Here is a 24,087-nt window from a genome sequence, read left to right as displayed (position 1 = left end):
GGTTGCAGCGCAAACCGTTGCCGCAAGGATGCAACGCGTTGCGGACTGCGAACAGGCACGGGGTCATGCGGGCGGTATTGGCAGTAGAATCGGGGGTTCCGCCCGGCATACCGGCTTTTCCCCCATCTTAAACGCCTACCCCATGTCAGCTCCCCACACTACCGATCGTTGGATCGTCCTCAAGTTCGGCGGCACCTCTGTGTCGCGTCGTCATCGCTGGGACACGATTGGAAAACTGGCGGGCAAACGGGCGAACGAAACCGGCGGCCGCGTGCTGGTGGTGGTGTCTGCACTGTCGGGCGTGACCAACGAGCTCACCGCCATTGCCGATGGTGCCGCCGACAGCGCGCAGCGGGTGGCAGCGCTGGAACAACGCCATCGCGACTTCCTGGCCGAGCTGGAGCTCGACGCCGATGCGGTGCTGGGCGAGCGTCTGGCCGCGCTGCATGCGCTGGTGGGCGATGCACGCGCTGCCACGCGCACGCTCGACTGGCAGGCCGAGGTGCTGGGGCAGGGCGAGTTGCTGTCTTCCACCATCGGCGCGGCGTATCTGCATGCCAGTGGCCTGGACATGGGCTGGCTGGATGCGCGCCAGTGGTTGTCGGCACTGCCGCCGCAACCCAATCAGAGCGAGTGGTCCAAGCGCCTGTCGGTGTCGTGCCAGTGGCAGTCCGATGCCGACTGGCGCGCGCGCTTCGATGCGCAACCCACGCGCTTGCTGATCACCCAGGGCTTCATTTCGCGGCACGCCGATGGCGGTACCGCCATTCTGGGGCGCGGCGGTTCGGATACCTCGGCGGCGTACTTCGGTGCGTTGCTGGGTGCCAGCCGGGTGGAAATCTGGACCGACGTGCCCGGCATGTTCAGCGCCAATCCAAAGGAAGTGCCGGACGCGCGCCTGCTGACCCGTCTGGACTATTACGAAGCGCAGGAAATCGCCACCACCGGCGCCAAGGTGCTGCATCCGCGCTCGATCAAGCCGTGCCGCGATTCCGGCGTGCCGATGGCGATCCTGGACACCGAGCGCCCGGATCTGCCCGGCACCAGCATCGACGGCAATGCCGAGCCGGTACCGGGGGTGAAGGCGATCAGCCGCCGCAACGGCATCGTGCTGGTGTCGATGGAAGGCATCGGCATGTGGCAGCAGGTCGGCTTTCTCGCTGATGTGTTTACGCTGTTCAAGAAGCACGGTTTGTCGGTGGATCTGATCGGCTCGGCCGAAACCAACGTCACCGTGTCGCTGGATCCGTCGGAGAACCTGGTCAACACCGATGTGCTGGCGGCGTTGTCGGCGGACCTGTCGCAGATCTGCAAGGTCAAGATCATTGTTCCCTGCGCGGCCATCACCCTGGTCGGGCGCGGCATGCGTTCGCTGCTGCACAAGCTGTCCGACGTGTGGGCCACGTTCGGGCAGGAGCGCGTGCACATGATTTCGCAATCGTCCAACGACTTGAACCTGACCTTCGTCATCGACGAGGCCGATGCCGATGGTTTGCTGCCGATCCTGCATGCCGAGTTGATCGACAGCGGCGCGATGCCGGTGAGCGAAGGCGAGGTGTTCGGCCCGCGTTGGCGCGAGATCATCGGTTCGGTGCGTCCGCGCCCCACGCCGTGGTGGCATGCCGAGCGCACGCATCTGTTGTCGTTGTCCAGCGCCGGCACGCCGCGCTACGTCTATCACCTGCCCACGGTGCGTGCGCGGGCGCAGGCGCTGGCGCAGATCGCGGCGGTGGACCAGCGCTATTACGCGATCAAGGCCAATGCGCATCCGGCCATCCTGATGGCGCTGGAGCAGGCCGGTTTCGGTCTGGAATGCGTCTCGCATGGCGAATTGCGCCGTGTCTTCCAGACGCTGCCGGAGCTGTCGCCGCGCCGCGTGTTGTTCACGCCGAGCTTTGCGCCCAGGGCCGAGTACGAAGCGGCATTCGCGTTGGGTGTGACGGTGACCGTGGACAACGTCGAGGCGCTGCGCAACTGGCCGGAGGTGTTCCGCGGCCGCAACGTGTGGCTGCGCATCGACCTGGGTCATGGCGATGGCCATCACGAGAAGGTCAATACCGGAGGCAAGGCGTCCAAGTTCGGCCTGTCGTCCACGCGCGTGGATGAGTTCGTCGAGGTGGCGCGCATGCTGGAGGTCACCATCACCGGCGTGCACGCGCACCTGGGCAGTGGCGTGGAAACCGGCGAGCACTGGCGGATGATGTACGACGAACTGGCCGGTTTTGCACGGCGCATCGGCACCGTGGAAACCATCGATATCGGCGGTGGTCTGCCGATTCCGTACAGCGCCGAGGACGAACCGTTCGACCTGGAGGTGTGGGCCAAGGGCCTGGCCGAGGTCAAGGCCGTGCATCCGGGCTATCGCCTGGCGATCGAGCCGGGCCGTTACCTGGTGGCCGAAGCCGGCGTGTTGCTGGCGCAGGTGACGCAGGTGATCGAAAAGGACGGCGTGCAGCGCGTTGGCCTGGATGCCGGAATGAATACCTTGATCCGCCCTGCGCTGTACGACGCCTGGCACGACATCGAAAACCTCAGCCGGCTCGATGTGCCGGCAGACGGCAGCTTCGATATCGTCGGGCCGATCTGCGAATCGTCGGATGTGTTCGGCAAGCGCCGCCGTCTGCCGGCGGCCACCGCGCCGGGCGATGTGGTGCTGGTGGCCGATGCCGGTGCGTACGGCTATTCGATGGCCAGCACCTACAACCAGCGCGAATTGCCGCGCGAAGAGGTGATCGATGCGCCCGCTGGCTGAGTTCGTGGCGCTCAGCACGCTGGCCGGTGGTGTGGCGATGGTGTTTTCCACCGCCCTCGACATGGCCAGGCAGCCGGCGCCGTGGACCGACAGCCTGAAGTGGCTGCTGCCTGCATTGCTCGCTGCCGGCCTCGGTGCGTGGGGCGCGGCGCGTTGGCAGCGACGCCGCCAGGACCGCTCGCTGGCGCAGCACGCCGGTGGCATGGCGCTGCGCACGGTGCTGTTGAGCGCACTCGGCTATCTGCCGGCGTTGCTGCTGTACTTGCTGGTCGCACTGCTGGTCACCGGCGATGCGAAGGCGATCCGTGCGGACGTGATGCTGCTGTTGTTCCTGATCGGCTGCCTGCCGCTGCTGTGGGCGGCGGTGCCGTTTTCCATGATTGAATATGCCTTGTGCCGGCGTTATCTACGCCGTCAACGGGGTCTTGCAGGGTGTCCATGAGCGCTTTCGACAAACATCAGGTGTCCACTTTCCGTTTCGTGCGCTGCGCGCTCGACGCGCAGACCGGCGTGGCGACGCTGGTGTATGCCTTCGACCAGGGCCCGGAACTGGTGGAGACGGTGGCCGTGCCGGGCGCACCGTTCGTGCTGGACGGCGCGCGCGCTGCCGCCGTGCAGCAGGCGCTGCAGCTGCTGCACCTGATCGCCGGCGTGAGCTACTACAAGGCCGCGGTGCCGCCGGCCATCGCCATCGACAGCTACAGCATCGATGCCGGCACTGCTGCATTGGTGGAAAGCGTCTACCTGCATGGCCTGGGCGAGTTTGCCTACCGCAACGGCCTGAACCTGCACGGCAAGATCAATTTCCCTGTCTCAGCACACGCGCCTGCCGATGCGCCTGCGCTCGGCCTGCGCGAGCATGCGCTGGTGGCCATCGGTGGCGGCAAGGACTCGCTGGTCAGCATCGAGGCCCTGCGGCAGGCGGGCGTGGCGCAGACCGTCAGCTGGATCGGCGGCTCGCAGCTCATTCGCGCCTGCGCCGAACGTACCGGCCTGCCGGTGCTCAACGTTGGTCGCGTGCTGGCGCCGGAATTGTTCGAGCTCAACCGCCAGGGCGCCTGGAATGGGCACATCCCGGTCACTGCGGTGAATTCGGCCATCCTGGTGCTGTCGGCGCTGCTGACCGGCGTGGATCAGGTGGTGTTCTCCAACGAACGCTCGGCCAGCTATGGCAGCCAGATTCCCGGCACCGGCGAGGTCAACCACCAGTGGTCCAAGGGCTGGGCGTTCGAGCAGGCCTTCGGCGATTACGTGCAACGGCACGTGGCGGCCGACCTGCGGTACTACTCGTTGCTGCGGCCGTTGTCGGAGCTGGCAGTGGCGCGGCAGTTCGCCAAGACCGATCACTACGACGCGCATTTTTCCAGCTGCAACCGCAACTTCCACATCATGGGCGAGCGGCCGGTGCATCGCTGGTGCGGTGTCTGCCCCAAGTGCCATTTCGTCTTCCTGGCGCTGGCACCGTTCATGCCCAAGACGCGGCTGGTCAAGATCTTCGGGCGCAACCTGCTCGACGATGCCAGCCAGGCTGGCGGCTACGATGCGCTGCTGGAATTCCAGGATCACAAGCCGTTCGAATGCGTCGGCGAAGGCCGCGAATCGCGGGCGGCGATGGCGCTGCTGGCAACGCGCGCGGAATGGAAGGAGGACGCGCTGGTGATGCGCTTCATCCGTGAGATCCAGCCGCAGCTGGATGCGCAGGCGTTGCAGATGGAGCCGTTGATGGCCATCGATGGCGAGCACCGCATTCCTTCGGCGCTGTGGGAGCGCGTGCGTGCGAATTTCGCAGCTTGAGGGCAGGGCGGTTGCGTTGTGGGGTTGGGGGCGCGAGGGGCGCGCCGCCTATCGCGCGCTGCGGAGTGCCTTGCCCACCCAGCCGCTGACGGTGTTCTGCACCACCGAAGAAGCACGTGAGCTGGCTGCGCTGGCCGACGCGGCGCTGCAGGTGGAGACCGACGCCAGCGCGCAGGCCTTGGGCCGGTTCGAGATCGTGGTGAAGTCGCCGGGAATCAGCCCGTACCGCCCCGAGGCGCTCACCGCTGCAGCCGCGCACGGCACGCAGTTCATCGGCGGCACCGCGCTGTGGTTTGCCGAACATGCGCAGGCCGACGGCGCCGTGACGGGCGCCATCTGCGTCACCGGCACCAAGGGTAAAAGCACCACCACCGCGTTGCTGGCGCATCTGTTGCGTTGCGCCGGGCATCGCACCGCCCTGGTCGGCAATATCGGCCAACCCTTGCTGGAAGTGCTGGCACCGCAGCCGCCGCCGGCGTACTGGGCGATCGAACTGTCCAGCTACCAGACCGGCGAGGTCGGGCGCAGCGGCGCACGTCCGCAACTGGCGGTGGTGCTGAACCTGTTTCCCGAACATCTGGACTGGCACGGCGATGAAGCGCGCTACGTGCGCGACAAGCTGTCGCTGGTGACCGAAGGCCGGCCGCGGATCGCGTTGCTCAATGCCGCCGACCCGCTGCTGCGCGGACTGCAACTGCCCGATAGCGAGGTGCGCTGGTTCAACCATCCCGATGGCTGGCATCTGCGCGGCGATATGGTCTACCGCGGCGCGCAGGCGGTGTTCGATACCGCCGATGTGCCGCTGCCTGGCGAGCACAATCGACGCAACCTGTGCGCGGTGCTGGCTGCGGTGGAAGCGCTCGGCCTGGATGCCGCCGCGCTGGCACCGGCGGCGCGGAGCTTTCGTCCGTTGCCCAATCGCCTGCAGCTGCTCGGCAGTGTGGATGGCATCAGTTACGTCAACGACTCGATCAGCACCACCCCGCATGCGTCGCTGGCTGCGCTGGCCTGTTTTGCGCAGCGTCGCGTTGCCTTGCTGGTTGGCGGGCATGACCGCGGGCTGGACTGGCAGGAGTTTGCCGCGCACATGGCGCAGCAGGCGCCGCTGGAGATCGTCACCATGGGTGCCAATGGCCCGCGCATCCATGCGCTGCTGGCGCCACTGGCCGGGACGGGACGGTTCGGCCTGCATGCCGCCGCCGACCTGGAACACGCCATGCAGCTGGCGCGCGATGCACTGGGCGAGCAGGGCGGCGTGGTGCTGCTGTCGCCGGGCGCGCCCAGCTTCGGCGCCTACAGCGATTATGTGGCGCGTGGCCGGCATTTCGCCCAGGTGGCGGGGTTCGACCCTGCGGCGATCAGCGCGATCCCGGGCCTGGGCGTCCAGTAAGAACGTTGTTCGCCTGCCCGCGCCACCGCATCGCTTGGCGGTCAGGGGGCAGTGCGGCCGAATCGTCGCGCAGCTGACTGAGGTCAGCGAGTCCATGCCTGCGCACTTGCAGGCGGTGTGCAGTGAAGCGCGTTGCCCTGGTGTCTGCGGCCAACCCGCCCATCGGTATCGGCGCGAGCCGTTAGCCGGTTCACGACCAGCCGGTGATCGGGAAGGGATTTTGCTGCCGGCGCGCATCGCGACCACGCCTGCACGGTGGCTGGGCCTACACTCGCGGCAAATCCCCGGAGCAAGCGCATGCACAAGCAATGGTCGTGGAGCGGTGTGGGTCTGGTCGGCGTTCTGGCATCGTTGGCACTGCCGGCGATGGCGGCGATGCAGGCCAAGCCGCTGGAATGGAAGATCGGCAAGGACACCTATAGCGGCGTGCTGGTCTACGACGATGCCGGCGCTGCCACGCGCCCCGGCCTGGTGATGGTGCCCAACTGGCGCGGCGTGAACGACTCGGCGGTGACCAAGGCCAGACAGCTGGCTGGCGACGATTACGTGGTGCTGGTGGCCGACGTATACGGCAAGGGCATCCGCCCCAAGGACGACACCGAAGCCGGTGCGCAGGCCAAGAAGCTGCGCGATGACCGGCCCACCTTGCAGGCACGTGCGCTCAAGGCGGTGGATGTGCTCAAGGCGCAGGCCGGCAAGGCGCCGCTGGACGCGTCACGGATCGGCGCGGTGGGCTTCTGTTTCGGCGGCACCACGGTACTGGAGCTGGTCCGCGCCGGCGCGCAGCTGGCTGGCGTGGTCAGCCTGCACGGCGGCATCGCCACGCCCGCTCCTGCTGCTGCCGGTTCGGCCAAAACACCGCTGCTGGTGCTCAATGGCGCCGACGACAAGAGCGTGACCAAGGCGGATATTGCGGCGTTCGAAACCGAGATGAATGGCGCCGGCGCCGATTGGCAGTTCGTCAATTTCAGCGGGGCGGTGCATTGCTTTGCCGAAGCCGATGCCAACAGCCCGCCGGGCTGCCTGTATAACCCGCGCGCGGCCAAACGCGCCTACCGCATGCTGGGCGATTTCTTTGAGGAGCGGTTTGGTCGATAGCGGAGATTGGTGATTCGGGATTCGCAAAGGCGCGGTCCCGTCCTTCGAATCTTCCCGTGAGGCTGTGCTCAGGGGCTTGTGTTGAACCGCGCTGTGCCATCGGGTGCCGGGATTCGTCAACGTGCGGCCAAGCCGCCGTTGCGAATCCCCAATCCCGAAGCCCGTCCGGCGCGCGCAGCGCGCTGGATCAATGCGTACGTTCGACCGCGTAACGTGCCAGTCCACGCAAGGCGGCCACCGCCGGGCTGTGCGGCAGGCTGTCCAGCGCGCGTTCTGCGGCGGCGGCATATTCGGCCGCGCGCGCGCGGCTGTAATCCAGGCCGCCGGTGGCCTGGATGGCGGCCAGCACCTCGGGCATCGCCGCTGCATCGCCTTGTTCGACGATGGTGCGCAGGCGCTGCTGGGTGGGCGCGTCCGAATGCGCCATGGCGTGGATCAGCGGCAGCGTGGCCTTGCCTTCGGCCAGGTCGTCGCCCAGGTTCTTGCCCAGGTCGGCTGCCTCCGCGGCGTAGTCCAGCACGTCATCGGCAATCTGGAACGCAAAGCCCAGCTGCATGCCGTAGTCGTACAGCTGCTGCTGCACCGCGGCGTCCGCACCGGAGGCCAGTGCGCCCAGGCGCGTGCCGGCAGCGAACAGCACCGCGGTCTTGCGCTCGATCACGCGCAGGTAGGCGGCTTCGTCGGTGTCGGGGTTGTGCACGTGCAGCAGCTGCAGCACCTCGCCTTCGGCGATGCGGTTGGTGGTGTCGGCCAGGATCTGCATCACCTCCATGCGGTCCAGCTCCACCATCAACTGGAAGCTGCGCGAGTACAGGAAGTCGCCGACCAGCACGCTGGGCGCGTTGCCCCACAGCGCGTTGGCGGTGCTGCGGCCGCGGCGCAGGTCCGACTCGTCCACCACGTCGTCGTGCAGCAGCGTGGAGGTGTGGATGAATTCGATGATCGCCGCCAGTTGGTGGTGCTCCGGGCCGGAGCCGCCGGCGGCATGGCCGGCCAGCATCACCAGCATCGGACGCAGGCGTTTGCCGCCGGCGGAGATGATGTGATCGGCGATCTGGTTGATCAGCACGACGTCCGAGGCCAGGCGGCGACGGATCAGTGCATCGACCGCGGCCATGTCTGGCGCGGCGAGGGACTGGATCTGGGGCAGGCCCAGCACGGTGGGGAGGTCTTCGGCGATGGTCATGCGCAGGCGTTCGTGATGTGCATCGATTATAGGTGCCCGGGCCGGATCCGTCCCGCCGACCCAACCGGTGGCTTCACATTTGCGGCCCGGGGGGCCTGGCCGGGCCCCGCAAAGGCCCGCGCGGGCTGGATTTCCGACCCCCGGCAGGGCGCTTGCCCGGCAGCGCCGCGCGGCGACCTGCCACGACCGCCGACAGGCAGGTGCGGTAACATTGCCGCACAGACATTCATCGTTGCGCGCTCCCGGCGCCAGCGCATCATCTCGGAAGCACCTATGGCCCGCGGCATCAACAAAGTCATCCTCGTCGGCAACCTCGGCAACGATCCCGACACCAAGTACACCCAGGCCGGCATGGCCATCACCCGCGTGAGCCTCGCCACCACCAGCGTGCGCAAGGACCGCGACGGCAACAACCAGGAACGCACCGAGTGGCACCGTGTGGTCTTTTTTGGAAAGCTGGGTGAAATCGCCGGCGAGTACCTGCGCAAGGGCTCGCAGGTATATGTCGAAGGCGAACTGCGCTACGACAAGTACACCGGGCAGGACGGCGTGGAAAAGTACAGCACCGACATCGTCGCCAACGAGATGCAGATGCTCGGCGGCCGTGGTGAAGGTGGCGGTGGTGGCATGGGCGGAGATCGTCCGCAGCGCTCGCAGGCCCCGCGTCAGCAGCAAGGCGGCGGTGGCGGGCAGGGCGGTGGCGGATACGGCGGCGGTCAGGGCGGCGGGCAGGATTACGCGCCGCGTCGTCAGCAGCCGGCCCAGCAGCAATCGGCGCCGCCGATGGACGATTTCGCGGACGACGACATCCCGTTCTGAGCCGCGCTGTCGCCCTCGTCATCCGGAAGGCCCGCCATGTGCGGGTCTTCTGCATTCAGTGTCTTCGGGAACCAGGCGTCACCGGCTGGCGGGACGGTTCGCTGTCCAGCAGCGGCTGACGCCGTCGGCGAGGCGGCGACCGGACTGGCGCCTGATTACGCCGATGTGCGATCCCGCCCGCTTTGCTTGGCACGGTAGAGCGCCGAATCGGCGTCGTGCACGATGGCGTCCGGCGTCTGCGGTGTTTCGCCCGGTTCGAAGGTTGCGGCGCCCACGCTGACGGTGACATGCGCGCTGGTCGGGCTGGACAGATGCATCAGGCCCAGACCGGCCACGGCGCTGCGCACGGCATCGGCCAGGCGCAACGCGCCGGCGGCATCGGTATGCGGCAGGATCATGCCGAACTCTTCGCCACCGTAGCGGGCCGCCACGTCTTCACTGCGGCGCGAGCAGGCCGCGATGGCGCCGGCAATCAGGCGCAGGCAGGCATCGCCATTCACATGGCCATAGGTGTCGTTGTAGAGCTTGAAGTGGTCCACATCGATCATCAGCACCGATAACGGTGACTGCTGGTGCACTGCTTCGCGCAATGCTTGCGACAGGCGGTAGTCGAACGCGCGCCGGTTGGCGATGCCGGTCAGTGCATCCACCCAGGCTTCGGAGCTGAGCTTGGCCTCGTTGCGATGCATGCGGCGCAGTTGCAGGTCCAGCCAGATGCCCACGCCCAGCAGCACGATGCAGCCGAGTGCGGCAATCACGATCCGCTGGGTTGCTGCCTGCCGCCAATTGGCCAGCGCATCGTCCACCGACACACCCGTCAGCACGGTCAACGGATATGGGCGCGCCGGAGCGAAACTGGAGATGCGCTCCACGCCGTCGATCGGCGAACGATAGGTCGCAGTGCCGTGCTTGCGCGCGCGCATGGTGACGTAGATCGAGGTGCCCGCGATCGAGGTGCCGATGACGTCGTGTTTGTCGGGCCGGCGTACCAGCACGATGCCATCGTCGTTGGTCATGCCGATGGTGCCGTTCGGGCCGACTTCGAAGGTGCTGTAGTAATTCTGGAAATACTTCAGCTGCAGCGTCACCAGCACCACACCGGCAAATTCGCCATCGCTGTCGTTGAGCCGGCGACTGAGGGTCATCACCCAGCTGCCATCGGAACGGCTCCGCACGGGTGGGCCCACCAGCGACAATGCATCGCGGTGGTCGCGGTGATATCTGAAATAGGCGCGGTCGGCGTTGTTGTGGGTGCGGGGCGTGCTGTCCAGCGATGAGCTGACCCAGCTGCCGTCGGCCGCATAGATGAAGATGCCATGCAGGCGGTCCGAGCGCCTGGCCTCACGGACCAGAAACTCGTGCATCGCCGAGTGCGCGCCGTTGTTGCCTTGATCGTGTTCGACCCGCGAGACCAGGCCCGACAGCACCGCGTCGGCGATGGACAGGGTGTCGCTGGCATGCTGAGCCAGCGAATTGGCCAGATTCAACGACTGCGCCTCGGCGCTGCGCAGGGCGCTCGCGCGCTCCTCGTGGATGGACCAGTACTCCGAACCGAGCAGCAGTAGCCACGAAATGGTCAACACGAAGTGCAACGCGATGCGTTGTGCACGTTGGCGCCACCGCTTGGTTGTTGACGTCACTGTGGCTACCTGTATGGACACCAGGGCGATGCAACCGGTGTGCCAGCCTACGCGTGGCCGCAGTGGCAACCGTGTGCAGTCGCGCAACCACAGCGCCGATCTGTGATTGGCAGCGCACTGCTGCGCTGCAGTCCGCTTGCCACGTGTGGCCGTCACTCGGTGGTGCGCATCAGCATCCGGCGTGACCGCCGTTGCAATGCAAGCCAGCTCGACTGCATCCGCATCACGGTGCGCGTGGTATTCCGGGAGTCGATTCGTTATCCGAGGAGCTCTCATGCGCGCCATTCGTCTCTCGCAACCCGGCGGTCTGGATGCATTGCAGTCGGTCGATGTGCCCGACCCGGGGCAGCCCGCACGCGGACAGATCCGTGTGCGTCTGCATGCCAGTTCGCTTAACTTCCACGATCTGGGCATCGTGCTTGGCCAGATGCCGACGGCGGACGGACGCATCCCCATGTCCGATGGCGCCGGCGTGATCGAAGCGGTCGGCCCGGACGTCAGCGAGTTCGCAGTGGGCGACCACGTGGTGTCCACCTTCTTCCCGTCCTGGCTGGACGGCGAGCCGCTGCATGCGGGCTTCGCCACCACTCCGGGCGACGGGGTCGATGGATACGCGCGCTCGGCGGTGGTCACCGCTGCGCACGCGTTCACCCATGCACCGGCCGGCTACAGTCATGCCGAAGCCGCCACCCTGACCACGGCCGGCGTCACCGCCTGGCGGGCCCTGGTAGCCAATGGTGGCCTGAAGGCAGGCGACACGGTGCTGGTGCTCGGCACCGGCGGCGTATCGATCTTTGCGCTGCAGTTCGCCAAGGCAATGGGCGCGACCGTGATCGCCACCTCGTCGTCGGACGAGAAGCTGGACAAGGTACGGGCGCTGGGCGCCGACCACCTGATCAATTACCGCCAGCATGCCGAATGGTCGAAGCAGGTGCTGGAGATCACCGACGGGCGTGGTGTGGACCATGTGGTCGAGGTCGGTGGGCCTGGCACGCTCGCGCAGTCGATCCGCGCGGCGCGTGTGGGCGGGCACATCGCCTTGATCGGTGTATTGACCGGCGCCGCCGGGCCGGTGCCGACAGCGGAGATGATGGGCCGCCAGCAGCGTCTGCAGGGGCTGGTCGTGGGCAGCCGCCGGCATCAGCAGGCACTGGTGCGGGCGCTCGACAGCTTGCCGCTGCGTCCGGTGATCGACCGGGCCTACGCACTCGACGACATCGGCGAAGCATTCGCCTTGCAGAAGTCCGGAGGCCATCTGGGCAAGATCGTGCTGGAGTTCTGACGACGTGGCCCACCCGGCGATGCCGGCTCACTGACAGCGGAGCCGGCACGCTGATAAACGCACACTGCGCATTGCATCACAGCATCAGGACCGCGAGGCGCAGCGAAGATTGTCTGCAGTGCTGCAGCGGCCCGCGTCGATGGCTCCAACGCCGTCGACGCTAAATGACGCGGCTTCATCGTTGCATGCAAGGCGCAGCGCCCGCGCATGCGCTGGCGCTGCGCCGTGATGAGCACGTTCCATGGATGCATGCAGACGCCAACATCGCTACAGGTTGTACAGGCGGCACTGGACTGATCGTTCTCTGGAGTATGTGTAACAGGCGTCGGTACTCACGCGCTTGTGACCGGCGGCGCTGCACATTGATAAAGAACTGAATTAGCCAGCATTGTTGGAGATGCCAGCCATGAGAGATATCAAGATGACCCGTCGCGAGGTACTGATCGCTGGCACGGCGTCGGCAGCCAGCGTTGCCGCAACCCAATCGATGGCTGCGACCGCTGCCACTGCCATGTCGCAGCGGCAGGCAGTCGAGCCGGCCAACGCCTCCAGCCAGGTTGCCTTCGAAGTCAACGGCAAGCCGGTGACGCTGACCCTGGACAACCGCACCACGTTGCTGGACGCACTGCGTGAGCATCTGCAGCTGACCGGCACCAAGAAAGGCTGCGATCACGGCCAGTGCGGCGCCTGCACGGTCATCGTCGATGGGCAGCGCATAAATTCCTGCCTGTCGCTGGCGGTGATGCATCAGGGCGCCAAGGTCACCACCATCGAAGGCCTGGGCACACCGGACAAGCTGCATCCGATGCAGGCGGCCTTCGTCAAGCACGACGGCTACCAATGCGGCTATTGCACACCCGGCCAGATCTGTTCGGCAGTGGCCGTGCTCGACGAAGTGAAGCGCGGCATCCCCAGCCATGTGACCGAAGACCTCACCGCCAGGACCCGGCTGACCACGCCGGAACTGCAGGAACGCATGAGCGGCAACATCTGCCGCTGCGGTGCGTATTCCAACATCGTCGATGCGATCAACGATGTTGCAGGAGACCGCGCATGAAGGCTTTCAGTTACGAGCGCGCCACCTCGCCTGCGGATGCGGCCGCCAAGGCGGCGCGGCAGCCCGGTGCGAAGTTCATCGCCGGCGGCACCAATCTGCTGGACCTGATGAAGTTGCAGATCGAAACCCCGTCGCATCTGATCGATGTCAACGGCTTGAGCTTGGACACCATCGAGGCCACGCCCGATGGCGGCTTGCGCATCGGCGCCCTGGTGCGCAATACCGACCTGGCCGCCGATGCACGTGTGCGCCGCGATTACGCGGTGTTGTCGCGTGCGTTGCTGGCAGGCGCGTCGGGCCAGCTGCGCAATCGCGCCACCACCGCAGGCAACCTGTTGCAGCGCACGCGCTGCCCGTATTTCTACGACACCAATCAACCGTGCAACAAGCGGCTGCCCGGCAGCGGGTGCGCGGCTATCGGTGGCTTCAACCGGCAGTTGGCCGTGATCGGCGCCAGCGAGGCCTGCATCGCCACCCATCCCAGCGATATGGCCATTGCCATGCGCGTACTGGACGCGGTGGTGGAGACGGTCCGTCCGGATGGACAGACGCGCGCGCTGCCGCTGGCCGATTTCTATCGCGCCCCGGGCACCACACCGCATCTGGAAACCGTCCTGGAGCGCGGCGAACTGATCACCGCGGTGACCCTGCCCAAGCCGCTGGGTGGAACGCATGTGTATCGCAAGGTGCGTGACCGCGCCTCGTATGCATTCGCGCTGGTTTCGGTGGCCGCCGTCGTGCAGCGCGACGGCAGCGCCCGCGTTGGCGTGGGCGGCGTGGCGCACAAACCCTGGCGCAGCGAAGCGGCCGAGGCGCAGTCGCGGCAGGGCGCACGTGCCATCGCCGCTGTGCTGCTGGACGGCGCACAGCCCACCGAACACAACGCCTTCAAGGTGCCGCTGGTCGAGCGCACCCTGACCGCGATCCTGGCCGACACGAGGGCCTGATATGAAATTTGACACTCCCGCCGGTACCAACCCCATCGATCAACTCAAGCTCGTCGGCACGCCCGTCGACCGCATCGACGGGCCACTCAAGACCACCGGCCAGGCGCCGTATGCGTACGAGCACCACGACCTGCCCGGACATGCCGCCTACGGGCACGTGGTGGGCGCCGGAATTGCCAAGGGCACCATCCGCAGCATCGATCTGAGCGCTGCACGGGCGGCCCCGGGCGTGCTTGGCATCATTACTGCGCAGAACGCCGGCAAGCTGCAGAAGGGCAAGCGCAACACGGCCAAGCTGCTGGGTGGGCCGGAGATTCAGCACTACCACCAGGCGATTGCAGTGGTGGTGGCGGAAACCTTCGAGCAGGCACGCGCCGCCGGCCAGCTGATCAAGGTGGACTACGGCCGCCATGTCGGTGTGTACGATCTGGACAAGGCACGCGACAGCGCAAAGGTCACCAAGGCCGGCGGCGCGCCGAACAGCGATGTCGGCGACTTCAACGGCGCGTTCGCCGCTGCGCCGGTGCAACTGGATGCCGAATACACCACGCCGGATCACTCGCACGCGATGATGGAACCGCACGCCTCGATCGCGATGTGGGAAGGCGACAAGCTCAGCGTGTGGACCTCCAACCAGATGATCAACTGGGGCGCCGGCGATCTGGCCACCACGCTCGGTATCCCGCGGGAAAACGTGCGCATCATGTCGCCGTATGTCGGCGGCGGCTTTGGCGGCAAGTTGTTCCTGCGCGCCGACGCATTGCTGGCATCGCTGGCGGCCCGCAAGGTCGGCCGCCCGGTCAAGGTGATGCTGCCGCGGCCGTTGATCGCCAACAACACGACCCATCGCCCGGCCACGGTGCAGCGCATCCGCATCGGCGCCGAGCGCAACGGCAAGATTACTGCAATCGGCCACGACAGCTGGTCTGGCGACCTGCCCGATGGCGAGCCGGAAATCGCCGCTGCGCAGACGCAGCTGCTGTACGCAGGTGCCAATCGCCTGATCACCACCCGGCTGGCGGTGCTCGACCTGCCCGAAGGCAACGCGATGCGTGCCCCTGGCGAGGCGCCTGGCTTGATGGCGCTGGAAATTGCCATGGATGAAATGGCCGAGAAGCTGGAGATGGACCCGGTTACCTTCCGCGTCGTCAACGACACCCAGGTGGACCCGGAAAATCCGCAGCGCCCGTTCTCGCAGCGGCAGCTGGTGAAGTGCCTGGAGGACGGTGCCAAGCGGTTCGATTGGTCAAGGCGCAAGGCCAAACCGGCTGCTACCCGTGACGGGCGCTGGTTGGTCGGCATGGGCGTTGCCGCGGCGTTTCGCAACGCGCCGGTCATGACCTCGGGCGCGCGCATGCGGCTGGAGCAGGGCGGCCGCGTGGTGGTGGAAACCGACATGACCGATATCGGTACAGGCTCCTACACCATCATTGCGCAGACCGCCGCCGAAATGCTCGGCGTGCCGCTGAACTGGGTGGACGTGCGCTTGGGCGATTCCAGCTTCCCGGCATCGGCCGGTTCCGGCGGCCAGTGGGGCGCAAACAGTTCCACCGCCGGCGTCTATGCGGCCGCCGTCAAGCTGCGCGAGGCCATCGCCGCGCGACTGGGCCTGGACCCGGCCAAGGCCGAGTTTGCCGATGGTCACGTGCGTGCCGGCGGCAAGCGCATCGCGCTTGGCGATGCTGCTGCCAACGGTGCGTTGGTGGTGGAGGACAAGATCGAGTTCGGCGACCTGGCCAAGCAGCAGCAGCTGTCGACCTTCGGCGCGCACTTTGTCGAGGTGGGCGTGGATGTCGCCACCGCCGAGGTGCGCATCCGGCGCATGCTCGCGGTATGCGCAGCCGGACGCATCCTCAATCCCAAGTCTGCGCGCAGCCAGGTGATCGGCGGCATGACCATGGGCGCGGGTGCGGCATTGATGGAAGAACTGGCGGTGGACAAGCGCTTCGGCTTCTTCGTCAACCACGACCTGGCCGGCTATGAAGTCCCGGTGCATGCGGACATCCCGCATCAGGATGTGGTGTTCCTGGAAGAGAGCGACCCGATGTCGTCACCCATGAAGGCCAAGGGCGTGGGCGAGCTGGGGATCTGCGGCGTGGCAGCGGCGATCGTTAACGCGGTCTACAACGCCACCGGCGTGCGGGTGCGCGATTACCCGGTCACGCTGGAAAAGTTGCTGCCGCATCTGCCCGCGTTGCTGCGCGCGTGAGCGCAGTCGTCGCTCCGGCCACGCATGTCACGCCGGCCGAATCGGCGTGGCCAGCATGGCCGAGCTATGCACTGCACGACGATCTCCTGCCAGTGTTGACCGCGTGGCATCGCGCCGGGCAGCGCGTGGCGATCGCCACGCTGATCGACGTGCAAGGCTCCTCGCCGCGCCCGCTGGGCAGCGAGATGGCGATCGGTGCCGATGGCCGGGTTGCCGGGTATGTGTCGGGTGGATGCGTGGAGGCGGCAGTGGCGCACGAGGCGATGGCGGCCCTGCGCGACGGGCAGCCACGCTGGCTGGATTATGGCGAGGGCAGTGAGGTGCTGGACATCCAGCTCAGCTGCGGTGGCCGTATCGGTGTACTGGTCTGGCCGGTGCCCGATCTGGCCGAGCATCTGGCGCGCTGGCGTAACGCGCGTCAGCATCGTCGGGCATTCCATGTCGCGCTGGATCGCACCAGCGGGGCAGTGCGCTATCCCGCCACTGCGCACGAGGTACGTCCCGGCGAGTTCCTGCGCATGCATCGCCCGCCGTTACGGCTGGTGGTGGTCGGTGCGGATCCGGCCTTGCTGGTGTTGATAACGCTGGCCAGCCAGATGGGTATCGAGCTGCATGTGCTGCGACCGCACGGCCCGGGCGAGCCGCCCCCCGGCCTGGCGGCCGAGCACTACGACCGCCGTGCGCTCGGCGATGCCTTGAACGACGTCCAGCTGGATGCAAGCACTGCCTTGTACAGCCTTGCGCACGACAGCGCGATCGATGTGCAGGTGGCCAGCCGTGGCCTGGCATCGGAGGTGGCGTGCATCGGCATCCTGGGCAGTCGACATAAACGCGAACAGCGTCTGCAGGCATTGCGCGCACTTGGGCACGACGATGCGGCGCTGGCACGCCTGCGCCTGCCTGCTGGCTGGCGCATGGGTCGCTCCTCGCCGCACACCATTGCGCTGGGCATCATTGCCGAGGCCACGCAGGCGGTGGCGGATGTGCAGGCGAATGTGGTGGCGGGGTAACTTGTTGCGCTTCGACGCGTCGGGCAACCGGGCCTGGCGGCCAACCGTGGTTGTGCACGATCCATGGATCACACGTCCCGCTGTTGCCGATCCTGCACCTGGCGGATGAGCGCTCCTCGATCCCATCACCGGCGATCGCCTGAACACCACGCGCGTTCGATCAGCCAGGCACGACCTGCGTCGATGCGTGGTGCAATCGACGCGGCCAATGCGGCAGCAAACAGCGCGCACACAGCACGCAGTCACTTCGCACGCACGGTCCGGCTTCTACGCTGAGGTCGTCTCCACTCCGTACGACGTCGCCATGTCACCAGCTCCTCGTTATGACGACACATTGCGCAACAGGGTCGATGCCACATCGTTCCAGGCGCCGAATGCCCACGCCTCCCGCGCATGCGCACGCGCCGCCGCGTCGCTCACCCAGGTGCAAGCACGTCCATCTCGCGGGTCGTACGCGACACCGAGCGTGAGCCCATGAGCGGCGATCACGCCGCATTGGTATTGGCGGCCGGGGCGGGCAGCAGGCTGGGACGATCCAAGCAGTTGCTGCGGCGCGATGGCGAACCGTTGCTGCGTCGCGCCGCACGCATGGCGCTGCAGACCGCGCCACGCCGCTGCGTGGTGGTGTTGGGTGCGGATGCGGAAGCACTTGCTGATGTGCTGCAGGGGCTGGAGGTGGACGTGCTGGTGCACGCCGGGTGGGCCGCCGGCATGGGTTCCAGCCTGGCGGCGCTGCGCCAGCATGTGCAGGGCGACCCCGACGTGCGCCGCAGCCTGATTCTGGGGTGCGATCAACCGGCGCTGGACGCACCGCACCTGCGCGCGTTGCTGGAAGAGGCCAACCGAGCGACCTCGGGCTGCGCCACCAGTGGCTACGCCGGCGTGCGCGGCATCCCTGCGGTGGTGACCCACGCGGCCTGGGCCGATGTGGCACTGCAGGCCGACACCGGCTTGCGCGGCCTGTTTGCGGGTCTGGATGCGCAAGCGCTTGGCTGCGTCAGCGCCCCGGCGCTGGCGCTGGATGTGGACGCCCCGGCCGATCTGGTCGCCGCACAGCAACGGGGTTGGATCGACCGGGAGTGAGACGCGATGACGGGTATCGCCTGGCGCGATCGGTCAGCCTGCGACGCACCGGCCAGATGGTCGTCGCCGCCTCAGGACCACAGCACCAACGCTTCCCTGATCACCAGGACATAGCCCAGCACCATCGCGGTCTTGACCGGAAACTGAAATTTTCTGAGCAGATACATGCCAACCCCTTCCCCAAGGATGTGTCCAAGCGCCCCTGCAACTCATGCTGCATCGCCCGCGCCCTGGTGGCGGCAGCTGTGACGATGTCCTCACTGCGTTTGGCGGAATGTAGCGGCGGGCGTCAGCGGTGTCACGTGAGAATTTTCCTACCCAGGTGCCAGTGTCCGCCTGACAGTGCCGTCATTCCCAAACCTGCATGCTGCCTATGCCAAACGCGGGGCCCTCGGCCACTCTCCCGCGGCCCCTTGAGTAAGGGCATGTTGGCGTGATTGCAGGCGTACGACATCCCCGATGCCGGTGCCGGGCGCCTTGATGCGCTGCAGTGCACCACTGTTCCAGCGCAGCACCTACCGGCCGGAGGCCACATGGACGAGTCCCGTTATGTCGTACGCATTCATCCCGAGCAGGGCGGTTGGTGGGTCACCCGCCCGCAGTGGTCGCCGCTGCGCTACCTGCGCGAGCAGGGCGCGCTGGAAAACGCCGAACTGATGGCCAAACTGCATTGCCTGACCACCGGCCAGCCGAGCGGCGTGGTGCTGAATACGGCCGACGGCGAGCGCCTGGTGCGACGTTACGGCTGAGGTTCCAACCGCAGGTCTGCAGCGCTTGTCGCTGCCGGCCTGTTCGCCAGGCGCCATCCGCGGCAGTTGCAGTGGGTCGCCACCGCGATTGCCGCCAGAGCCGGTGGTGGCCGCCGTCGGCGATGGCGTCGCCGGTGTGCTGATCAACGTCGTTGCGGATCCCAGCGCTGCCGCGGTGGAGCACCTGCCGCGATGACCGCCACGGACCGCACGGCTGATCACTGCGGTCATGCGCCCGACCTGACCCACGGGGTTTGCGCGGCCGGCATGGTCGGCTAGATTCGTCGTCATCGGCCGCTCCCGGTTCGATCCGCATTGGCGGCCCTTGTCCGGATACCTGCCCGCGGTGACTGCGCCTGCTTCTGCCCTGATTCAAAACGATATCGTCGTCTTTGGCTTGATCGCCGCCACGCTTGGCGCGGTGTTCTGGACGTCGTCGCGCGAGCAGGGCCCGTGGCGACGGGTTTATTCCGTCGTACCGGCGTTGTTGCTGTGCTATCTGCTACCCGGCATCTACAACACCGTAGGCCTGATCGACGGCGCCACGACTCGGCTCTACAACCCCATCGCCCGTGACGTGTTGCTGCCGGCGGCGTTGATCCTGCTCACCTTGAGCATCGACCTGCGCGCGATCCTGGGGCTGGGGCCCAAGCTGGTCGCCATGTATCTGGGTGCGTCGCTGAGCATCATGCTGGGCGCAGTGGTGGCGTTCTGGGTCATGGGCTGGCTGCACCCGGCCACCGTGGCCGGCGATACCTGGGCGGGCATGGCGGCGCTGGCCGGCAGCTGGATCGGCGGGGGCGCCAACATGCTGGCGATGCGGGAAGTGTTCAACGTGGACGCCACCACCTTCGGCCAGTTTGCGGTGGTCGATGTCGGTGTCGGGTATGTCTGGATGGCGGCGCTGATCTTCCTGGCCGGGCGCGCCCGGACCATCGATGCGCGTAGTGGGGCGGACACCCGTGCGCTGGATGCCTTGCAGGAACGCATGGCGCGCTTTCAGGCCGAGCATGCGCGTATTCCCAGCCTGACCGACCTGATGGTGATCGTGGCGGTGGCGTTCGGTGGGGTCGGCCTGGCGCATGCGCTCGCCAACCCGCTGGCAGCGTGGTGCAAGGCGCACCTGAGTTGGGCCAGCCAGTTCAGTCTGGACACGCCCTTTGTCTGGGTGGTGGTTCTGGCCACCAGTGTGGGGTTGTCGTTGAGCTTTACCCGCGCACGCAACCTGGAGGGCGCCGGTGCGTCAAAGATTGGTTCGCTGCTGCTGTATTTCCTGATCGCCTGCATCGGCATGCAGATGGATCTGCTGGCGCTACTGGATCGCCCCTGGCTGTTCCTGCTCGGCCTGATCTGGATCGCCGTCCACATCGCATTGCTGTGGGGCCTGGGCCGCTGGCTGCGGGTGCCGTTCTTTTATTTTGCGATCGGTTCGCAGTCCAACATCGGCGGTCCGGCTTCGGCGCCGGTGGTGGCCGCCGCCTTCCATCCCGCGCTGGCGCCGGTGGGCGTCTTGCTGGGCACGATGGGCTACGCCACCGGCACTTACCTGGCGTACCTGGTCGGCATCACGCTGCGTGCGATGGCCGGGGCAGGGTAGCGGGGGATCGGCCGATGGTCCGGCCGGCCCAGCGCGGCAGGGTCAGCACATGCGGCATGAAGATCTCTCTGCATGCCACTGCCGTTGTCTGCACCGCAGGCGGCGGCGTGCCGCCTGCGGTGAGACGGGGCGCCGATTACTGCTGAATGACGCGGCGCTGTTCTTCCTGCTGTTGCGCAGGCGGGTGGGCGTGTTGCTGGTTTTGCTGCTGCAGCTGACTGACATTGCCGTGCGCGGGTTCGTGTGCGGCCGAGGCGGTCTGGACATGGCTACGCAAATGCGTCGGGTCGTCCATGCGCCCCTGCACCGCGATCAGGCTATCGCCATTGCGGTTGGGCACCAGATGGTCGATGCGCTGCAGGCCGTCGCTGCCTGCGCGTGCAGCCACACTGGCGGCCGTGTTGATAAACGCCGTGTCATCGCGCAGCCCCAGCCGGTCGCGTTGGCCATCCAGCTGCACCACCGCGTCGTTGAACAGCTGACTGCCGGGCTGCAGCGGTGCGGCCCGCGCCTGGTCGGGCGCCTGCATGTCCTGGGCCTTGATCACCGAGTCCATGCCGTGCAGATCCAGGCGATGCTTGAGCATCAAGCCGGGCACCAGACGCTGGCCGAACGATAGCGGGTCCGGTTCCGGCAACTCGATCTGGTGGCCGGCCGCGTCGGGCATCGTCCACTTCAGCGGAATGCTGTCTTCCTGCAGGTGGGTCAGGATTTCGTTCTTGACGTGGTAGCCGCGGATCAATTCGCTGCTGGCGTAATCTTTGGCTGCCGATGCATCCAGGCCCGCGCGTTCGAGCGTGCGGTCGTTGACGCCGGCGGCGTTGTACGTCACTGCCGGGATGTCGTTGACCATGGCCGACGCCGCGGCCAGTCCGCCGCCCAGCGAATGCCCCGCGATGACCACCTGGTCGCCGAATGCCTGCCTGGCCTGGCTGCCCAGCTGGATCGCCGACGCATATTGCGCATCGTCAAAGCCCAGGCCCTGGCCGATGTTGTGCTTCCAGTCCTTGCCTTCGTCGGTGCCGCAAAAGCCGAGCACGACCTGGCCTTGATCGTTGCGATAGAACGCGGCATCGAAGCCGCTCTTGGCATCGTGCAGCAGTGCCGGGTCGATACCGGCCTGCTGCAGCGCGCTGTCGTCCATGCGCGACCAGCCATTGGCCAGCGGGGCGAAGGTTTCGGCGCCGCCTTCGCGGCGCTGATTGGCGGTGCTGTAGAGATCTTGCAGCAGCTCCGGAAACTGGCGGTCTTGCGGTTGCGGTTGTTGACCGCGCATCGACTCTGCGAAGGGAGTGGTTGCAGCGGTGGAAGATGTGGATTCTGACGGGCTCATGCGCGGCTCCTTGCGTTCGTCGTACGGAAAGCGCGCTTAGCGGCTGCTTTCCACGGGAATGTTGTGGGCGCTCAACCACGCGCGCACGTCCGATCTGACCTGTTGGCCGCTGGCATTGAGCAAACGATCCGGCGTGGTGAAAAAATAGGCCTGGAAGGTTTTCTGCTGTGCATTGCGCAGCGTGGGGTCCACGCCGGCCTTGAGCAGCTGCAGCACGGCCGGGCTGGCGCCGCCGCTCTGGGCGGCCAGGTGCAGCAGGCTATTGCCGGTATGGTCGACGCGCTGGACGTCGGCGTCGGCGTCCAGCAGCAGGCCGATCTGCGCATCGCGCTTGCTCTGCACCGCACGGAACAGCGGCGTCCAGCCGGCACGTGCACTGACCACATCGATCGGTGCCTTGTGCTGCAGCAGAATCTTCAGATAGTCCGGGTCCTTGGCCATGGCAGCCATGTGCACGACCGTTTCCTGGTCCATGCCCGGCAGCGATGGGTCCGCGCCTGCGTCGAGCAGGGCCTGCAGTGCGCGCGGTTGTTCGTTCCAGATCGCCCATTCCAGCAGGGTCACCTGCTGATCGCCGTGTGCGGCCAGATCGACGGTGGGGGCGAGTGCCTTGATACGAGCGACGTCGCCCTGCGCGATGGCGTTGGCGATGTCGGTCAGGGCTGGGTCGCGGAAGGCGATGGTATGGTCCTGCAGCGTAGCTGACATGGTGGTTTGCTCCTTGGCACCGGGTGAGGCGGTGCATGAGACCGCGAAAAACGAGGTCGCAAGAACGAGCAGGGTGGGGAATCGCGTCTTCATCGAAATCTCCTTGTCCTGATCGCATTCCTGGTGGCGCCGCAGCACGTCCCGCTGCAGCGGGGCCGATCCTACCAGCTGCAAAAATCAGGCGCGGTAAGATTTCGTGACATGGCTAAGGCCGTGCATGGGTGGTCCAGCCTGCTTGCTCATCCGTTTGCCTCTGTCGCAGTCGTGCGATAGCTGCCGTCACATGCACGTGCGTGGCACCACAGCCGGCGGTCACGCCACGGCCCGCATAATGGCGCTTTGCGAGCAGATGGGTGCAATGGTCTACGAGCTACTGATCAGTGATTGCGATGGGGTTCTTGTCGACAGCGAGATACTGGCCGACCGGGTGATGCGCGAGGCGCTGGCAGCATTCGTGCCGGCCGAGCCGCTGGAACATCTGCTGGAAAGCACGTTCGGGCAAACCACGCGCGAGGTATTGCGGCGCGTGGAAGAACGCTTTGCGCTGCAGTTGCCGGAGACCTTGCTGGCGCAGATCCAGGCGCGCAGCGAGGCACTGATCCAGGCGGAAGTGCAGCCGATACCCGGTGTGCGCGAGGCGCTGGAACAGATTCCGCTGCCGTTGGCAGTAGCGTCCAACAGCCGCCGCCACAACGTGATCGCATCGGTGGAACGGGCCGGGCTGACCGCGCGTGCGGCGGGGCGCGTGTTCAGTGCCGACATGGTGGAGCGGCCCAAGCCGGCACCGGATGTCTATCTGCTGGCAGCACGCACGGCAGGAGTGGCGCCGGAGCGCTGCCTGGTGATCGAAGACAGCCCCACCGGTACCACGGCCGCCGTGGCGGCAGGCATGCAGGTACTGGGGTTTATCGGTGCCAGCCACATTCCGCCTGGCCACGGTGACACCCTGCGCCGCCTCGGTGTGCTTGAAGTGTTCGACGAAATGCGTCGTTTGCCTGCGTTGTTCGCACGGCTGGCGCAACGGCGCGCTGGTTGAGTGAAAGGCTCGGTGAGTAGGGCGCAGGCAACGCGCAACGCTGCACTCTGCAGCTGACCTGCTGCTCTGTGGCTGATCTGCCAGTATCGAGCAATCAGGTCAAGACTCCTGCACTGTGCGCATTGCGATCACCTGGCTGTCTTCACGTCTGGTCGAGGGCGCGGCGCCCTCACCGCTCGCGGGGCACGCCGTCAACCCGTCCATGGGGGCTCGATGCGGCATCCATGCCGCCACACGGTCCCGCAATCGGCGAGGACACCACGCCAGACAGTTGGTCGGTGGTTTTGTTGAAAAGCAAAGACACCGCGTCGCAGCTTGCGAGTCGCTGTTGAAATCCATGCAGACCGACCATCTCGACTGGTCCTTGCCCGCCCACCGTCGCGGGACCCTTGGCGGC

At 66.7% G+C, this 24,087-nt stretch carries 19 protein-coding genes and 1 pseudogene; 15 read left to right on the top strand and 5 right to left on the bottom strand.

What is annotated here, in order from left to right; translation table 11 throughout:
- Positions 1-142 precede the first annotated feature (142 nt).
- From ABQZ09_RS03345 to ABQZ09_RS03325, 5 genes are all read left to right on the top strand, one after another.
- On the top strand, positions 143-2,752 hold the full coding sequence (locus ABQZ09_RS03345; RefSeq protein WP_349776123.1) for a bifunctional aspartate kinase/diaminopimelate decarboxylase: 2,610 nt from the start codon (positions 143-145) through the stop codon (positions 2,750-2,752).
- Positions 2,736-3,194 carry a hypothetical protein gene (locus ABQZ09_RS03340; RefSeq protein ID WP_184556374.1) on the top strand — a complete coding sequence of 153 codons (459 nt, stop codon included), beginning with the start codon at positions 2,736-2,738 and terminating at the stop codon, positions 3,192-3,194. Before ABQZ09_RS03345 ends, ABQZ09_RS03340 begins: the two co-directional genes overlap by 17 nt.
- Positions 3,191-4,546: a UDP-N-acetyl-alpha-D-muramoyl-L-alanyl-L-glutamate epimerase gene (gene murL, locus ABQZ09_RS03335; RefSeq protein WP_349776122.1), complete on the top strand. Its 1,356-nt coding sequence runs from the start codon at positions 3,191-3,193 to the stop codon at positions 4,544-4,546. The genes ABQZ09_RS03340 and murL overlap by 4 nt, the downstream gene beginning before the upstream one ends.
- Positions 4,527-5,936, top strand: coding sequence for a UDP-N-acetylmuramoyl-L-alanine--D-glutamate ligase (murD, locus tag ABQZ09_RS03330; RefSeq protein ID WP_349776121.1), 1,410 nt, complete (start codon positions 4,527-4,529; stop codon positions 5,934-5,936). The genes murL and murD overlap by 20 nt, the downstream gene beginning before the upstream one ends.
- 297 nt (positions 5,937-6,233) lie before the next feature.
- Complete coding sequence (locus ABQZ09_RS03325; RefSeq protein ID WP_349776120.1) at positions 6,234-7,034, top strand: dienelactone hydrolase family protein; 801 nt, start codon at positions 6,234-6,236, stop codon at positions 7,032-7,034.
- A 187-nt stretch (positions 7,035-7,221) separates the two neighbouring features.
- On the opposite strand, the gene ABQZ09_RS03320 is transcribed toward ABQZ09_RS03325, so the two are convergent.
- Positions 7,222-8,220 carry a polyprenyl synthetase family protein gene (locus ABQZ09_RS03320; protein WP_039566633.1) on the bottom strand — a complete coding sequence of 333 codons (999 nt, stop codon included), beginning with the start codon at positions 8,218-8,220 and terminating at the stop codon, positions 7,222-7,224.
- A 273-nt stretch (positions 8,221-8,493) separates the two neighbouring features.
- Between ABQZ09_RS03320 and ABQZ09_RS03315 the strand changes: the two genes are divergently transcribed.
- Complete coding sequence (locus ABQZ09_RS03315; protein WP_123137275.1) at positions 8,494-9,039, top strand: single-stranded DNA-binding protein; 546 nt, start codon at positions 8,494-8,496, stop codon at positions 9,037-9,039.
- Positions 9,040-9,194: 155 nt separating this feature from the next.
- Here ABQZ09_RS03315 and ABQZ09_RS03310 read toward each other — a convergent pair whose 3' ends face one another.
- Entirely contained in the window at positions 9,195-10,742 is a 1,548-nt protein-coding gene (locus ABQZ09_RS03310; RefSeq protein ID WP_349776335.1) for a GGDEF domain-containing protein, read from the bottom strand.
- 211 nt (positions 10,743-10,953) lie between these two features.
- Here ABQZ09_RS03310 and ABQZ09_RS03305 point away from each other — a divergent pair, with 211 nt between their 5' ends.
- The 8 genes from ABQZ09_RS03305 to ABQZ09_RS03270 all read left to right on the top strand — a co-directional run bounded on the left by ABQZ09_RS03305 (position 10,954) and on the right by ABQZ09_RS03270 (position 20,613).
- Positions 10,954-11,961 carry a zinc-dependent alcohol dehydrogenase family protein gene (locus tag ABQZ09_RS03305; RefSeq protein ID WP_349776119.1) on the top strand — a complete coding sequence of 336 codons (1,008 nt, stop codon included), beginning with the start codon at positions 10,954-10,956 and terminating at the stop codon, positions 11,959-11,961.
- 397 nt (positions 11,962-12,358) lie between these two features.
- Positions 12,359-13,018, top strand: a complete 660-nt coding sequence (gene paoA, locus ABQZ09_RS03300; RefSeq protein WP_349776118.1) for an aldehyde dehydrogenase iron-sulfur subunit PaoA — start codon at positions 12,359-12,361, stop codon at positions 13,016-13,018.
- On the top strand, positions 13,015-13,965 hold the full coding sequence (locus tag ABQZ09_RS03295) for an FAD binding domain-containing protein (RefSeq protein WP_349776117.1): 951 nt from the start codon (positions 13,015-13,017) through the stop codon (positions 13,963-13,965). The genes paoA and ABQZ09_RS03295 overlap by 4 nt, the downstream gene beginning before the upstream one ends.
- Before the next feature lies 1 nt (position 13,966).
- The gene (paoC, locus tag ABQZ09_RS03290) at positions 13,967-16,174 is read left to right on the top strand and encodes an aldehyde oxidoreductase molybdenum-binding subunit PaoC (RefSeq protein ID WP_349776116.1); all 2,208 of its coding nucleotides are present in this window, start codon (positions 13,967-13,969) and stop codon (positions 16,172-16,174) included.
- Entirely contained in the window at positions 16,171-17,184 is a 1,014-nt protein-coding gene (locus tag ABQZ09_RS03285) for an XdhC family protein (protein WP_349776115.1), read from the top strand. The genes paoC and ABQZ09_RS03285 overlap by 4 nt, the downstream gene beginning before the upstream one ends.
- Positions 17,185-17,658: 474 nt before the next feature.
- Complete coding sequence (locus ABQZ09_RS03280; RefSeq protein WP_349776114.1) at positions 17,659-18,267, top strand: nucleotidyltransferase family protein; 609 nt, start codon at positions 17,659-17,661, stop codon at positions 18,265-18,267.
- 533 nt (positions 18,268-18,800) lie between these two features.
- Positions 18,801-19,016 (top strand): hypothetical protein, encoded by a 216-nt coding sequence (locus tag ABQZ09_RS03275; RefSeq protein ID WP_039414022.1) that lies wholly within the window; start codon positions 18,801-18,803, stop codon positions 19,014-19,016.
- 346 nt (positions 19,017-19,362) lie between these two features.
- Positions 19,363-20,613: a DUF819 family protein gene (locus ABQZ09_RS03270; protein ID WP_039566399.1), complete on the top strand. Its 1,251-nt coding sequence runs from the start codon at positions 19,363-19,365 to the stop codon at positions 20,611-20,613.
- A gap of 136 nt (positions 20,614-20,749) precedes the next feature.
- Here the strand turns inward: ABQZ09_RS03270 and ABQZ09_RS03265 are convergent, their stop codons facing one another.
- Positions 20,750-21,946: a Tle-like phospholipase domain-containing protein gene (locus tag ABQZ09_RS03265; protein ID WP_104581723.1), complete on the bottom strand. Its 1,197-nt coding sequence runs from the start codon at positions 21,944-21,946 to the stop codon at positions 20,750-20,752.
- A gap of 36 nt (positions 21,947-21,982) precedes the next feature.
- Positions 21,983-22,792: an ankyrin repeat domain-containing protein gene (locus tag ABQZ09_RS03260; RefSeq protein WP_349776113.1), complete on the bottom strand. Its 810-nt coding sequence runs from the start codon at positions 22,790-22,792 to the stop codon at positions 21,983-21,985.
- 193 nt (positions 22,793-22,985) lie between these two features.
- Between ABQZ09_RS03260 and ABQZ09_RS03255 the strand changes: the two genes are divergently transcribed.
- Positions 22,986-23,690 carry an HAD family hydrolase gene (locus ABQZ09_RS03255; RefSeq protein ID WP_349776112.1) on the top strand — a complete coding sequence of 235 codons (705 nt, stop codon included), beginning with the start codon at positions 22,986-22,988 and terminating at the stop codon, positions 23,688-23,690.
- 169 nt (positions 23,691-23,859) lie between these two features.
- Here ABQZ09_RS03255 and ABQZ09_RS03250 read toward each other — a convergent pair.
- Positions 23,860-24,087: pseudogene (locus ABQZ09_RS03250) on the bottom strand (hypothetical protein); the annotation flags it as partial.

It is taken from the genome of Xanthomonas sp. WHRI 6106, assembly GCF_040202405.1.
In the GTDB taxonomy this organism is placed as follows: domain Bacteria; phylum Pseudomonadota; class Gammaproteobacteria; order Xanthomonadales; family Xanthomonadaceae; genus Xanthomonas; species Xanthomonas cannabis.
Note: the sequence above shows the minus strand (reverse complement) of the source record. Positions and strands in the feature narration are given on the sequence as shown.